General features: G+C 58.0%; 11 protein-coding genes. 4 read left to right on the top strand and 7 right to left on the bottom strand.

The annotated features are described in order from the left end of the window. Positions 1-10: 10 nt before the first annotated feature. Together WKS99_RS01910 and WKS99_RS01915 are read right to left on the bottom strand one after the other, a co-directional pair. Entirely contained in the window at positions 11-316 is a 306-nt protein-coding gene (locus tag WKS99_RS01910) for a DUF2089 family protein (RefSeq protein ID WP_147570728.1), read from the bottom strand. A gap of 139 nt (positions 317-455) precedes the next feature. Beyond that, positions 456-1,352 carry a DMT family transporter gene (locus WKS99_RS01915; protein ID WP_262669243.1) on the bottom strand — a complete coding sequence of 299 codons (897 nt, stop codon included), beginning with the start codon at positions 1,350-1,352 and terminating at the stop codon, positions 456-458. A 198-nt stretch (positions 1,353-1,550) separates the two neighbouring features. On the opposite strand from WKS99_RS01915, the gene WKS99_RS01920 reads away from it, so the two are divergent. Further along, positions 1,551-2,198 carry an HAD family hydrolase gene (locus WKS99_RS01920; RefSeq protein WP_186852745.1) on the top strand — a complete coding sequence of 216 codons (648 nt, stop codon included), beginning with the start codon at positions 1,551-1,553 and terminating at the stop codon, positions 2,196-2,198. Between the two features lie 57 nt (positions 2,199-2,255). On the opposite strand, the gene WKS99_RS01925 is transcribed toward WKS99_RS01920, so the two are convergent. From WKS99_RS01925 to WKS99_RS01945, 5 genes are all read right to left on the bottom strand, one after another. After that, entirely contained in the window at positions 2,256-4,595 is a 2,340-nt protein-coding gene (locus WKS99_RS01925; protein WP_262669245.1) for an S-layer homology domain-containing protein, read from the bottom strand. 132 nt (positions 4,596-4,727) lie between these two features. Next, positions 4,728-5,987 (bottom strand): ABC transporter permease, encoded by a 1,260-nt coding sequence (locus tag WKS99_RS01930; protein WP_340405230.1) that lies wholly within the window; start codon positions 5,985-5,987, stop codon positions 4,728-4,730. After that, on the bottom strand, positions 5,984-6,679 hold the full coding sequence (locus tag WKS99_RS01935) for an ABC transporter ATP-binding protein (RefSeq protein WP_186852834.1): 696 nt from the start codon (positions 6,677-6,679) through the stop codon (positions 5,984-5,986). Before WKS99_RS01935 ends, WKS99_RS01930 begins: the two co-directional genes overlap by 4 nt. A 13-nt stretch (positions 6,680-6,692) precedes the next feature. Then, a complete protein-coding gene (locus WKS99_RS01940; protein ID WP_240287060.1) occupies positions 6,693-8,393 on the bottom strand; it encodes an HlyD family efflux transporter periplasmic adaptor subunit in 1,701 nt (566 codons plus the stop codon). Between the two features lie 300 nt (positions 8,394-8,693). After that, the gene (locus tag WKS99_RS01945) at positions 8,694-11,267 is read right to left on the bottom strand and encodes an ATP-dependent helicase (protein WP_340405231.1); all 2,574 of its coding nucleotides are present in this window, start codon (positions 11,265-11,267) and stop codon (positions 8,694-8,696) included. Positions 11,268-11,637: 370 nt separating this feature from the next. Here WKS99_RS01945 and WKS99_RS01950 point away from each other — a divergent pair, with 370 nt between their 5' ends. The 3 genes from WKS99_RS01950 (at position 11,638) to WKS99_RS01960 (ending at position 14,799) form a co-directional block, all read left to right on the top strand. Then, positions 11,638-12,270: a hypothetical protein gene (locus WKS99_RS01950; protein ID WP_340405232.1), complete on the top strand. Its 633-nt coding sequence runs from the start codon at positions 11,638-11,640 to the stop codon at positions 12,268-12,270. 172 nt (positions 12,271-12,442) lie between these two features. Continuing rightward, positions 12,443-13,813 carry a UDP-N-acetylmuramate--L-alanine ligase gene (gene murC, locus WKS99_RS01955; protein WP_240287058.1) on the top strand — a complete coding sequence of 457 codons (1,371 nt, stop codon included), beginning with the start codon at positions 12,443-12,445 and terminating at the stop codon, positions 13,811-13,813. 476 nt (positions 13,814-14,289) lie between these two features. Then, positions 14,290-14,799 carry a helix-turn-helix domain-containing protein gene (locus WKS99_RS01960; RefSeq protein WP_186852750.1) on the top strand — a complete coding sequence of 170 codons (510 nt, stop codon included), beginning with the start codon at positions 14,290-14,292 and terminating at the stop codon, positions 14,797-14,799. Positions 14,800-14,871 lie beyond the last annotated feature (72 nt).

The raw sequence follows: 14,871 nt of genomic DNA on the forward strand, positions 1-14,871 counted from the left end.
ACGCCCTCGGCTATCCGAGGTCCGTTCCCTTCGTTCTCTTATATTCAGCGATGAGCAGTTTGGCGGTGTCAAAGTCCAGCTTATCATTGACCACCAGCCGCTTGATGGTGGCGATATAGGGGTCGGCGGCGGTATCCTCCCCGATCCTGATTTTCTGGATCAGGCGGTCCAGACGGAGCCGGACCGTTGGATAAGTCACCCCGTACTGGGCGGCCACCTCCTTCAAGGAACCGGAGGCGAGGATGAACTTTTTGATAAAGGACACATCCTCCTCTTCCAAGCCGGTCATCCAGTCGGGCAGCAGTTCTATGGCCACGGGGCCACCTCCTTTCTCTGTGTTCTCATTATATACTTTAATTTTATTAAAGTCAATCTTTAATTTAATTTTTTATTTTCTTTTATAAAAGTAAAATCCCCCGCCATAGGGCGGGGGAATGAGACGGGGCATGGTCCCTTCAGATTGTATTCTCTTCTTTCTTCCTCAGAAAGGAAAACTTGGTTTCCGAGCACACCACGGCCACGAATATCAGTCCAAATCCGATCAGGAGCCGGCCGGTCACCGGGTCGCCATAAAACAGCACGGAGAACAGCACGCCAAACACCGACTCCAGGGACAAAATGACCGAGGCGGAGGCGGGGTCGGACCAGACCTGGCCCACGTTCTGAAACAGGAGGGCCACGGTGGTGGCCATGACACAGAGATAGGCCATAGGCAGGACTACCGCCGGGTCAGTCAGCGCCTGGGCGGGAAATGTCTCGGTCAGCAGGCCGCCAATCCAGGCATACAGCCCGGCGAAGGCGAACTGGAACACAGTGAGCAGAGTGATATCCTTTCCCGGTGAGACCTTGGCCACCGCCACAATATGGCTGGCATAAAAAAAGGCGGCCACCAGGGTCAGCAGGTCGCCGGCGTTGATAGTCAGCTCCTCTGTCAGCGAGACGAAGCCCACCCCGGTGACGCACAGCAGGGCCGCCGCGATGTTGAACCGGTCTGGCCGGACCCGAATCACCGCCCAGGAGAGGAAGGGGACCAGGACACAGTAGACGGCGGTGAGAAAGGCGTTTTTTGAGGGAGTGGTCAAAGTCAGGCCGAAGGTCTGGATAGAGTAGGCCAAAAAGAGGAAGGCGCCCATCACCGCCCCCCGCCACAGGTGGTCCCAGGTGAATATCTGCCACTTTTTCCAGGCGATCAGGGCCAGCAGCACTGCCCCGGCGGTAAAGCGGATGGCCAGCAGATAGAAGGGAGGCAGGGCGTCCAGGGCGTTCTTCATGATGAAGAAGGAGGTACCCCAGATGATGGCGGCGGCAAAGAGCATGGGCTTGGCCAGCAGTTTCATTGTCTTTGGGGACATGGATATCAACTCCCAATTGCAGGATCAGGGCCCGCTGTGGTATCATAGGCGGGATGGGCCGCCGAAGCGGGTCAAAAACGGGGATATTATAGCAAAAAACCCCGCCGGGCGCAAGTAAAAAAGATGAGCGCCCCTGTGTAGGCCGCCAACCTGTCAAATCGCATCCTTTTTCCCCATTTCCGCTTCTGGAGGTCTCTTATGTACTTTTTTGATCTGGACGGCACCCTACTGGACTCCAACGGAGTGTGGCTCGACATCGACGTGGAATTTCTGGGCCGCTTCGGCATCGGCTCGGTGCCGGAGGACTACACCGACTATGTGACCCACCACGGCTTTGATGACTCGGCCCGATACACCCGGGACTATTTCCGCCTGCCCCTGACTCCGGAGGAAATCATTTCTGCCTGGCGGGAGATGGCCCGGTCGGCCTATGCCGGCCAGTTGGAGCTGAAGCCGGGGGCACGCGGATTTCTGGAGCGGGCCAGGGCGTCCGGCATCCCCCGCGCCCTCCTCACCTCCTGCATCCCCAGCCTGTGCTCGGCCGCTCTGGAACACCACTGCCTCCTCCCTCTGCTGGACCGGGTCTTTACGGCCGCAGAGCTGGGGCTGGAGAAGCGGGACCCGGAACTATACCGCCTGGTGGCCCGGCTGTGCCGCCTGGAAGCGGGAGATTGCGTCCTCTTTGACGATTCCCCCGTCTACTGCCGGGCCGCCAGAGAGGCGGGCTGGCAGGTCTATGGAGTATCTGACCCGGTCTTTGACGACCGGGCGGAAGAGATGCGGGAGGTGTGCGGGCCAGGCCGCTTTCCCTTTGACCTGCGTTCTCCTCTGCCCCTTCATCTATGACAGGAGGCCGGCGCCCAAAGGGTGCCGGCCTCCTGTTTCAAAAGAGGGAATTGAAGCTCACTTAGCGGAGATGACCCGGACCTGGTCCCCGATGGGGTCCACATAGATGGTCAGGTCGCTGGAGAATGCCTTGATGGCCGCCAGACGCTCCTCGCCGCTGTCCTGGCTGAACCAACTGTCTTTCGCGTCCCGGATGCTCCCGGTATCCCGGCAGCACTCCACATCATCGGCCACCCGATAGGTGCGGCCACCCGCGTTGACGTACTGGACCCCCTGGCTCTCGAAGAAGTCGCTGGGGGACACGCTCTTGATCTCCTCCAGTTCGATGATGGACACAATCCGACCATTGGAACCCACAGCTACACCGGCCATAGTGCCGTTCTTTCCGGCAAATCCAGTGTTTTTCAGGTCAATCGTTCCACTTCCGTTGACCAGGTTCCACTTCTTGGATTCCTTTTCCTCTCCAGTATCTTCTCCATCGTCATCCAAGACTGGAGTAGATGTGGTCGTGGAGATAAGGATACCATACTCATAGGCGTTGCCCGTCACCCGGTCCAGCACGATGTAGTCCACATAGTTGGAGGTATTCAGGTGATAGGTGGCAATCTTTTCTCCGGGGATGGAGGCCATATTCAAGCTGGTGGGGTCCAGCTTTACCATAGCGCCGCCGTTGACCTGCTCATAAATCTGGACGCCGGCGCTGACGGTATAGCTGCCCAGCTTCCCCTCCTCCACCAGGAACTGGCCGGAGGTGGACTTGGAGGACAGTTTGCTGGCGCTGATCTTACCCTTGGCGCCAGAGGAGATGGTGACCAGCTGGTCGGCCAAGTTGTCGGCGTTGCTGATGGTGCCGGACAGCTCCAGGGTGCCGCCGTTGGGGAGGAACACCGTGGCCTTGCCGCTGTCCACCATGCCGATGGCGGTAGAGCGTGTCTTTCCGCTGGGGGCAGCCATGCCAGCCACCTTGCCGTCGGCGGTGAGGAGCAGGGTGACCTGGTCGCCCACCTTGTAATCCCCGGTCATCTCCCAGGCGCTGTCCAGCACCTCGAAGGTATGGCCCAGCACCTCGATCTCCGTAGGCGCCTTGGAGTTGGGACTGGCGTTCTCATAGATGCAGGTCAGCCTCAGGTCAGATACGATCAGGGTATTGCTCATGCTGTCATAGGTCACCACATCGTAGGGCTGGATCTGGGACATGGTGATGGTTTGACGGCCCTTTTGGATGTTGAAGTTAGTGGCGCCGCCGGTGAGCTGGTGGAACATGGCGGTGCTGGGGCTGCCCATGACCACCACGGCGTCGGAGTCGATGGAGGAGGCGCTGCCGCTGGCGTAAACCGCCACGATCTTGCCCCGCTCGGAATACATGGTGATTTGGGTGCCCGACTTCAGGACGGAGTAGCCCTCCATATAGCTCTTTCCCTCTGTGGCGTCGGCGGTATAGAGCAGGGTATCCTTGGACATGGTGTACTGGCTGCCGCCGCTGGCTTTCACATAGCTGGGCTGGGCGTCGCCAGACAGGATGATGGTGGTGGCGCTGCTGTCGTCAGGGACAAAGGTGACGATCTCATCCTTGTCATTGAGCACCAGGGCCCCCCGCTTGCCCTGGAGGGCGTAGGGGTTGCCCTCTCCCTCGGCGGGCAGGTATGCCTCAGACTCCTTGTTGGCTGTGGTCCGGATGGCCCCGTCCGAGGTTCCGTCGTCCGTTTCCACATTGACCGCCAGGATGATGGTGTCCTCCTGGGCCTTGCCCAGTGTCGTATAGTAGTCGCTGCCCTCTCCATTCTTGCAGCTCAGGGCGTTGACAAACAACTGGGCGGCCTGGCCACGGGTCAGAGCGGCGTTATAGTCGCTGGGCAGGCCGTCGCTCAACCCGATGGACTCAGCCAGGTTCATATAGCTCTGGGGCCAGACGGCTCCCGCCTGCTCGCTGGAGTAGCCCAGCACCCGAATCAAAATGGTGGCCGCCTGGGCCTGGGTGATCTTCTCGTCTGGCTGGAAGCGTCCATCACCCACACCGGAGATCAGGGGGACCTCCCGCTCCCCGTCCTTGACCGTCAGGCTGGCGGCCAGGTTCACATAGCCCTGGGCCCAGTGCTTGGAGGTAACGTCGGAGAAGATAGTGCGGGTGGCGTGGATGGGGACCTGATCCCCCTGCTGCATAAACTTGACTACCATGGTGCAAAACTCAGCCCTGGTCAGGGTGCCGTTTGGATTGAACTGGTTGCCTCCAGTGCCGCTGACCACGCCCATCAGGCGCAGGATGTCAGCGTTGACGGCGGTCTCCCGGTCGGAGATATCGCCGAAGGAGGAGGTGCCGGCCGCCCCGATGGGCATAACTGCCAGAGAGGCGGCCAGGGCAGAGGCCAGCAGCCAAGAAATCAGTCGTTTCAATTTCATGTTATCTCTCCTTTTCATCCGCCCCCCGGCCGTGGTCTCAGTTGAGAGGGCACGGTCAGAAACGAGAGGCAGGACGTGTAATGAGGGCCCGGCCCGGCCGGGGTTCCCAAATAAAGCGGACTTTGCCGCAGGCTAGTCCGCCCGCAGAGCCTCCACAGGCTGCAGGCCAGAGGCCTTAATGGCTGGGAACATACCAAAGAGGATGCCCAGCACCACGGAGAACAGGAAGGCCCCAATGGCGATCATGGGGTCCGGAGTCAGGATCATCCCCTCAAACACGTTCTCCATCAGTTTTCCCGCGATCATAGTACCCACATAGCCAATGCCAATACCAATGAGGCCTCCGATGCCGCAGATCACCGCCGCTTCAATAAGGAATTGGGTGATGATACTGCTGCGCTCGGCACCGATGGCCTTTCGGATACCGATTTCCCTGGTACGTTCTGTGACCGTAACCAGCATGATGTTCATGATGCCGATGCCGCCCACCAGCAGGGAGATGCCGGCGATGGCCCCCAGCACCAGGGACTGCATCAGGCTGGCGTTTTCCATCTCCTCGGCCGAGCTGTTGTCGCTGTTGATATAGTAACTCCCGTTTGCCATGTTGCCGTTCTCGTCCTTGTGGAACATCCCGGACAGATAGGCGTCCAGCAGGGTCATGGCCTGGGTGGTAGCAGCGGCACTCTTTGCCTTGACCACGTAGGAGTCGATGGTATTGTTCTTGTTCATGGTCCGGTTGAAGGTGTAGGGGATGATAATGACATTGTCCATCTCCGGCCAATACTGGATGTCCATGGGCTTGTAGTAGCCAACCACCAGGAAGGGCTGCCCGTTGAGAGTGATGGTCTCCCCCACCGGGTCGGTGTAGTCAAACAGAGCCTCCTTGGCTCCGGAGCCCAAAACACAGACGGCATTGGTCTTTTCCACATCCAGATAGGAGATCTCTCGGCCATTTGCCAGCTGGTAATTGTTGCACACACCATACTGATCAGAGCCCAGCTTAATATGCATCATCTTTTCCCAGTCCATATTGCCGTTCTCCCAGTCGTTGACCGACAGGGTCTTGGCCCCGTACTGGACAGTGATTTTATCCCCAAGCTCTACATCCGGGGTAATGCCATCCACCAGGTTACTGAGGGACAGACAGTAGTCATAGAGCTTCTGCCCGGTTTCGTTGTTCGTGTCATACCAGGAGTAGGCCTGGACTGTGATCTTGTTGTCCCCCATCTTCTCGAAGTATTCCATGTTCTTTTTATTCTGCCCCTGGACCACGGACACCATAATGACCACTGAGGCCACACCAATAATGATGCCCAGCATGGTCAGGAAGGAGCGGCCCTTTTTCATGGCGATGGATTTAAAGGCCATTTTGAATGCCTGCCAAAGATTCATTCCCAGTCCACCTCCTGAGGATGGTCCGAGGTGATCCTGCCGTCGGACAGACGGACCACCCGCTTGGCGGTGGCGGCGATGCCATCGTCGTGGGTGATGAGGATGACAGTGGTGCCTCCCCGGTACAGGTCCCGCAGGATCTCCAGCACGTGGCGGCCTGTCTTGGAGTCTAGGGCGCCCGTGGGCTCGTCGGCCATGATGATGGGGGGCTTGGTGGCAATCGCCCTGGCGATGGCCACCCGCTGCTGCTGGCCGCCGGACATCTCGGAAGGGCGGTGGTGGGCTCGAGAATCCATGCCCACCTTGGCCAGGGCCTCCATGGCCAGATCCTCCCGGTCAAAGATAGACACCCCCCGGTAAATCAGGGGCAGGGTCACATTCTCTAGAGCGTCCAGCTCCTGGATCAGGTTGTAGCCCTGAAAGATAAAGCCGATCTCCTTATTCCGGATATGGGCCAACTGCTTGTCGGACAGAGCAGTCACGTCGGTCCCCTCCAGGTAGTATTCTCCGTAGGTAGGGATATCCAGACAGCCCAGCACATTCATCAGCGTGGACTTGCCGGAGCCAGACTGACCCACAATGGCCACAAACTCCCCCTTGTCGATTTGGAGGGATACCCCGTCCAGGGCCCGGACCTCGCTCTCCTTGCCCTCGTTGTATATTTTATAGAGGTTTCTGATGTCAATGAGCATCTTTCCACCCCGCTTAATAGCCATAGCTGCCGTCTGTCACGGTATAGTTGACGAACACCTCGTCCCCCTCCTGAATGCCGGAGACAATCTCCACATTCTGGGTGTCAGAGATGCCGGTCTCCACGATGACTGGGTAGTAGCCCTCCTCCTCGCTGGGGAAGGTGCGCTTCTCGCCCGGTGCCACTTCAGGCAGCTCCAGTTCGGGCACGTCGTCCGGCCGGCTGTCCCGCTTGACAAAGACCACACTCTGGCGGGTGCCGTCCATGTCGCTGAAATACTTGACCGAGGTAGTGGGGACCAGAATACAGTCGGCCGACTCGCTGGTGACAAAGGAGTATTGGAGCCAGGCACCGTCCATCAGGCTTCCATCCACGTTGTCCACCGTCAAAGTGACGGGGTAGCTGGTCATGCCTTGACCGGCCTGGGCGCCGCCCATGTCAATGGAGGTGACTAATCCCTGATATACCTGTCCGTTCCAATCCAGGTCCACATAGTTGCCCGGCTTGATAAAGGAGATGTTCCGGTCATCTACGGTAATGGTGACCAGCATGGTCACGTTATTGGAGATCATAACAACGGTGTCGCCGCTCTTGACCTCCTGGCCGGGAGTCAGGTTGCAGGAGGTGACGGTCCCGTCGATGGGAGCTACGGCGTTAAAGTCATTGAGGGCTTTCTGGGCCTCGTCCAGCTTGGTCTGGGCGCTGTTGATCTCCTCCTGCTTGGAGCGGATCTGGGAATCAATGGTGGAGGAGCCCAGATAGAGCAGGGCCTCCCCGGCCTGGACGTTGGCGTGGTCGAGCAGATTGCCGATGGCGGTCACTGGGCCGCTGGCCTTGGCAATGATGTCCCGTGACTCGTAGTATTCGGTCTTTCCGTTCTCGTAGGGATAAATCGCGGTGCCGTCAGCGGCAGTCAGGACAGCGGAGGCGTCCATTTCGGCAGTCAGAGTACCGGGGTTGTCAAAGACGATGACCGCCTCAAAGTGGACGGCTCCTTCCGGGGATATGTAGCTGACCTTGTTGATCTTCTCCACCCGTCCCTCAAAGGAGCCCATAACAGCGGGGATGGACACCTGGACCGACTGGCCGGTGTGGATCTCTTTCTCATAGGCGTAGCTGAAGTAAAGGGACAGCTTCAGCTTCTTATCGTTCACCAGAGTAGCCACTGGGGCGGACTTACTCACCTCGTCGTCGATATGGAACTCCTTGACCTCCTGAAGCTTCCCGGCGAAGGGGGCCCGCACCGTCAAGTTGGCGGCCTCTTCCTGCAGGTCGGCCATATCCTCCAGCAGATTATTCAGTTCCTCCTTGGCGTCCGTCACAGCATCCTGGGCTGCCTGACTGTAAATGGTGTACAAGGGATCGCCGGCCATGACAGTCTGGCCGCCAGTGACAAAGACCTCCTGCACCGTACCGCTCTGGGTCAGGGTAATGGCAGCCGATTCCTTGGCCTTGGCCGTACCTGAGCCGGACACCTTGCTCTGGATAGTACCAATCTGGGCGGGCTGGGCCATGATCTCTCCCTGCTCTTCCCCGCCGGAGTGGAGGAATTTGTAGAGCAGAAAGCCTCCAATCGCCAGCACCCCAGCCACGATAGCCAGTATGATAGCATTTTTGACCGCTTTCTTTTTTCCTTTTTTCACCGGTTTCATCTCTGGGGGCGCGGGGGGTGTCTGGGTTGGTACGGCAGGCTGGGGAGTTATGACTTCTGACATGGCAGCTTTTCCTCCTGTAAGCGGTAATGATAAAGTGAAATGTCGGCGGGCCAAAGGCCCGGGGACGGGATAGACCAGTCCGCAGATATCATCCCCATTATAGGGGCTGTCTCCGCCGGAAGCAATTACAAGGCGATTACAAATCCTTAAAATTCTATTAAGGCTCTCTCCCGCTCCGGTAAATCCCTATATAATGTTAGACGTATTTTCTCCGTAAATGTTGCCTTTCCTCTCATACTTTTTTCCTGTTTGTAAAAAAGAGGCACATCGCCATCCCCGACATGCCTCTTTTCTGCCGCTTTACAGTTTTTCCATGTGCGCCGCCGCGGACTTCAGCATCAGACGCTTGGTCCCCACCTGGTCAAAGGCAATCTCCAACAGGGCATCGCCCCCCATCTTCTGGACGGACAGGACCATTCCCTGTCCGAATGCCTTGTGCCGGACCGTATCCCCCTTCTGGAAGGCAGGGAGGCTGCCGCCTCCCCCCGGCGCTCCAGCCCCCACAGGGGAGGAGGCCAGAGGCTGTCTGGTCCGGGCGCTGCCGGTGGCACCGCCACCAGCGCCCGACATGGCCCGGACAAAGCCTCCATAGGAGGGTTGGGGCCGTGGGTCTCGATCCGTCCGGCTCCCGCCCTGTCCAGCCTGGGCGGAGCGGCCACCTCCGTAAGTCGGGCGCTGATAGGAGCCGTAGCCCCCATAGCCGGAGGAGCGGCTGGGCATACCGCTCCAGCCCTCCTCTCCCCCGCCCAGATCGGGCAGGCAGCTCCTGCCTAGCCGCTCCAGGTGCTCCGGGGGGATCTCCTCCACAAAGCGGGAGGGGCGGTTGGAGCTGGTCCGTCCAAAGAGCATCCGCTGATTGGCGCAGGTGAGGTACAGCTTCTCCTTGGCCCGTGTCATGGCCACATAGCACAACCGCCGCTCCTCCTCCATCTCCTCCGTCTCCCCAATGGCCCGGATGCCGGGGAAGATGCCCTCCTCGGCCCCCACCACAAAGACCACAGGGAACTCCAGCCCCTTGGCCGAGTGCATGGTCATCATCACCACGCAGTCCTGGTCCGGGTCGTGGCTGTCTAAGTCGGTGTACAGGGCTATCTCGTCCAGAAAACCCGCCAGAGAGGGCTCCTCCCCGGCGTTCTCCAGATAGCCGTGAATGGAGGTGAGCAGCTCCCGCACGTTCTCCAGCCGGGTGCGGTCCTCCACGGTGTTCTTGCTCTCCAGCATGGTGGCATACCCGGTGCGGAGGATCAGCTCCTCATAAAACTGATCCAGGGGCAGCTCGTCCAGCAGCCCGGCCAGCTCCCCCATCAGGGCGGTGAAGCCGGCCAGCTTGGCCGCCGACCGCTCCAGCTCCGGGTACATCCGGGCATTGTCGATGACGGCGTAGAGTGAGCTCTCCTCCCGCCGGGCGATCTCCTGGGCGGTCTCAATCGTCTTGGCACCGATGCCCCGTGGCGGATTGTTGATGATGCGGGTGAGGCGCAGGTCGTCCTCCGGGTTGTTGAGGACGGCCAGATAGGCCACCATGTCCTTCACCTCCGCCCGGTCAAAGAACCGAGTACCCCCGATGATGCGGTAGGGAATCCCGTTGCGCTTGCAGGCGTTCTCTATCTGGTTAGACTGGGCGTTCATCCGATAGAGGATGGCGTGGTCCTTCCACTTTCTGCCCTGGCTGTACCCCTCCAGAATACGGGCAGCTACATATTGGGCCTCATCGTTCTCATTCATGGCGGCATAAAGGGTAAGCTTGTCCCCCTCCCCCGCCTTCGTCCACAGCTCCTTGCCCTTTCTTCCCTGGTTGTTGCGGATCACGGCGTTGGACGCCTCCAAAATATGTTTGGTGGAGCGGTAGTTCTCCTCCAGGCGGATGACCCGGCAGCCCTTGTACTGTTTTTCAAAGGAGAGGATGTTCTCAATGGTCGCTCCCCGGAAGCGGTAGATGGACTGGTCGTCGTCCCCCACCACGCAGAAGTTCTCATAGCCTCCGGCCAGGGTGGAGGCCAGCAGATACTGCAGGTTGTTGGTGTCCTGGTACTCGTCGATGAGCACATAGCGGAACTTCCGCTGATAGAACTCCCGCACCTCGTCAAACTGCTGGAGCAGACGGACGGTGTGGAAAATGATGTCGTCAAAGTCCAGGGCGCTTGCCTCCCACAGCCGGCGCTGGTACTCTGCGTATATCTTGGCGATCTTGGTCAGCCGGAAGTCCCCAGATTTCTCGCACTCGGCCAGATACTGGTCGGCCAGCTTCATGGCATCCTTTGCCCTAGAGATGTAGCCCAGCACCGACCGGGGCGGAAACTGCTTATCATCGATTCCCAGGTCCTTCAGAATATCCTTCACCACCCGCAGGGAGTCGTCAGTGTCATAGATGGTAAAGGAGGAGGCGAAGCCCAGCTTCTCAATATCCCGGCGGAGGATGCGAACACAGGCGGAGTGAAAGGTGCTGGCCCAGATATCGTTGGCAGCCGGGCCCAGCATTCTGGCCAGACGGTCCTTCAGCTCACCCGCCGCCTTATTGGTAAAGGTGATGGCCAAAATGGTCCAAGGGGCCGCCGGGTCCAGGGCACACAGCCGCTCCTGCCGGGCCTTGTCCCCCGCCCCGGTCCGGACATACTCCTCCAGGAAGGTCAGATCATCCTCTGTCACCCACTCCGGCACCTCTGTGCTGTCCGAGCCGCGGCCATACTTCATCAGGTTGGCGACGCGGTGGATGAGCACGGTGGTCTTGCCGCTGCCCGCTCCGGCCAGCAGCAGGAGCGGACCCTCCGTGGTCAGGGCGGCCTTTTGCTGCTCTGGGTTCAAATGTGAAAATTCCCGGGCAATAGCCCCCCGGCGGGCCTTACAAAATCTCAGTTCCAGGTCGTGATTCAGCATGGGGCAAACATCCTTTTTCTCTTTAAAATTATCTTTTTCATTGTAGCCCAAACTGGTCTGGTGGTCAACCAGAAGACGCCCCCGCTCCTTCAAAATATTCTCAGCCTGTCCCCTTTCCCAGCTTCCTGGCATACTGTCCCGCCGCCCCGCATAAGATACCCCGTGGGACAGCCCCAGGCCCGTCCCGCTCCTTCGTGCAAAAGCAAGATATTGTCCCTTCGTCCCTCTCTTTTCCCTCTATTTTGTGTTGACTCCAAAGAAATTGCAACCGTTCTGTAACCATTTTTTCACCTTCTCGTAACACCTTCGATACGATGGTAACAGCTCTCAGTGCTATACTTAAAACAAGAATAGGAAAGGAGGTCTTCCCATGAAAAAACTGCTGTTGACCACAATAATCGCTTCCCTGCTCATCCTGCCCTTTGGAACTGTGGCTATGGCCGACATGACGGAGGCCCCTGACACCCAGGCAGAGCAGCTGGACTACGCCCCCGGCAACGTCCCCGCCGAGACCGGCGCTCTGGACTCCATGACCCCCGCTCTCCACGCGGCCATCCTGGCCATGGTCAATCTGGGCCAAAGGGAGTTGGATCTCTCCGACCCGGTGGCCGCTTGGGAAACCTTATATAATATGCTCAGTCTGTACGGGCAGATGGATGACCGCTCTGAGTATCTGGACGAGGAACTGGTCCTCCCTTCTGAAACGGTGATGGACTATGCCTCCGCCCTCTTTACCGGTACAGCCCCTTTGAGCCCTATCCCCGAGGCTCTTTCCGACCGGATTCGCTACGATGGAAAGCTGGACAGCTATCTGCTTACCTGCGGCGACGACAGCCTGGCCGAGATCCAGCTCACCTCCATTCGAGAATTAGGCGGTTCCCTCTCTGTGGATGGCTCCCTAGTCTATCTGGTAGACGGTTCTTCCCTAGCCCAGTTCCAAGCTCAATTCGCGCGGCAGGACAATATGTTCGGCTATGTTATCACTAATCTGACTCTGGGGTAAAACCCATATTCCTCCTTAAGAAGGCACATCGGAAACGATGTGCCTTTCTTTTTTCTCTTCCAGTATATTTTTCTTCTCTTCCGTCCATATTTTTCAGGAAACCTTGCACTTCTCCCGCCCAATGTTTATAATATGGTGAATAGAGAAGAATCTAAGTTTGAGGTGTCATCCCATGGAACAGAACATACAAGACTACATCAAGCCCGGCCGCCGGGCCCATCTGGTAGGTATCGGCGGGGTATCCATGGCCCCGCTGGCAGAGGTCCTGAAGGGGCGGGGCGTCCTGGTCACCGGCTCCGACATGCGTGAAGGCGAGGCGGTAGACCATCTGCGCTCCCTGTCCATTCCGGTGACCATCGGCCATCTGCCCCAGAGCGTGGAGGGAGCCGACTGCGTCATTCGCACCGCCGCCGTCCACGACGATAATCCGGAGATTGCCGCGGCCCTGCAGGCCGGTATTCCAGTCTTTGAGCGTGCCCAGGCCTGGGGGGCCATCATGACCCACTACCAGAATGCCCTGTGCGTCTCCGGCACCCACGGCAAGACCACCACCACCTCTATGTGCGCCCACATCTTTCTCGCCGCCGGTCGGGACCCCTCCGTTATGGTCGGCGGCGTGCTGCCCATCCTGGGGGCGGGCCACCGGGTCGGTCACGGCGACACCATTATCGCCGAGGCCTGCGAGTACTGCAACTCTTTTCTCTCCTTCTGCCCCACGGTGGCAGTGATTCTGAATGTGGAAGAGGACCACCTGGATTTTTTCCGGGACCTGGCGGACATCCAGCACTCCTTCCGCTCCTTCGCCCAGCTGGTCCCCGACCGGGGCTGGGTGGTGGTCAACGGGGATAATCCCAACGCCCTCCAGGCCATCCAGGACTGCGGCCGCCAGACCATGCGATTCAGCCTTCGGGACAGCTCCGCTGACTGCCGCGCGGATCATATCTTCTGGAACAAGGGGCTTCCCGAATTTGATATTGTGGTCCACGGCGTGAAGTATGCCCACGCCGCTCTCAACGTGGGGGGAAGCCATAATATCTCCAATGCTCTGGCCGCCGCCTGTGCCGCCTATGTGCTTGGTGTTCCTGGCAGTGCCGTGGAGGAGGGCCTTGCCTCCTTTACCGGGGCCGGACGCCGCTTCGAGAAGAAGGGAGAGTTCCACGGCGCCATGGTGTACGACGACTACGCCCACCACCCCGATGAGCTCCACGCCCTGCTCACCATGGCAAAGAGCCTGGGCTACGCCCGTGTGGTGTGTGCCTTCCAGCCTCACACTTATACCCGTACCGCCGCCCTGTTCCAACGGTTCGTCCAGGAGCTAAAGCTGGCAGATGTGGCCATTTTGGCAGAAATCTATGCCGCCCGGGAGAAAAATGACTTGGGCATCTCCTCCAAAGACCTGGCGGACCAAATTCCGGGAGCGGTATACTGTCCCACGTTGGATGAGGTCACCGCAAAGCTTCGGGAGCTGGCCCAGCCTGGAGACCTGCTCCTCACCGTGGGGGCGGGGGACATCTATCTGGCAGGAGAGGCCCTGCTGCAATAAAATATGCCCCGGACATCTGACGGTGTCCGGGGCATATTTTACTGCTATTTGCCTCACATACGCCTAGTTTTGCGGGATATCAGGCAGAGAATCAAAGCTCATCCGGCGCATGCCCGCCGTGATCCCACCACCTATGGTCCTCTGAAGTGGACTGGCCCAAAGTTACTTCTCTTTGTCAGCATTTAAATTCCGATTTGGCGCTATTATAGTTTCTTGGTACAGACTTGCTAATGCTTTATTTTAAAATGACCGGTCCCGTCAGGCACAGGCCAATTCACCTACCCCCGCACAATTTATATATCTTCCGATTCTCTTTTACGTTTCTAACTAGAAGGGCTTGGATATTTTTCCGGGTAATAATCAGATAACGAAGCAAAAACAGCCTCTTTCAATGAATGTTAAAATGCGTTGCTTGCAGCAACGGGCAATTCCTCCTATAATTTTCACAAATACCGCAAGGAAGGAGATCATTTCGAATGCTCAATGAAAATATGAAAGCAATCAGGAAATCAAAAGGGCTTTCGCAACAAGAGCTCGCTATCAAGCTGAATGTGGTGCGGCAAACTATTTCAAAATGGGAGCAGGGATTGTCGGTTCCCGACTCTGATATGTTGATCGCCATATCAGAGGTGCTGGAAACACCTGTAAGTACGTTGCTTGGAGAAAAGGTTATCGCGGCAGAAGCAGATGACTTAAAGGCGATTTCCGCAAAGCTGGAGGTGATAAACTTACAGCTCGCACAGAGAAAAACCACAAGGCGAAGGGTCCTGCACGGGCTTCTCATCTCGTTGTGTGCGGTTATAGCAGTGGTCTTTGCATTCTTATTGATGCAAAAAAGCCTTTACTTGGACTGGGATTATAGCGATCCTGAAACCGCTGTTCTCGGAGTGGCATTTCATTCGTTTGAATGGCTGTTTGTTAGAGTGGCACCGATTATCCTGGTGGGAGCAATCGCGGGAGTTTTTTTAACACGGAAGAAAGGATAGGTCCGCTCCGCTTTTGGAACACAGTACAGCTATTTTTATAGCGCAATATCTGTCTAACCATTGCAAGACCAG

It is taken from the genome of Flintibacter sp. HCN-6482 (assembly GCF_037892565.1).
Taxonomy (GTDB): domain Bacteria; phylum Bacillota; class Clostridia; order Oscillospirales; family Oscillospiraceae; genus Lawsonibacter; species Lawsonibacter aceti.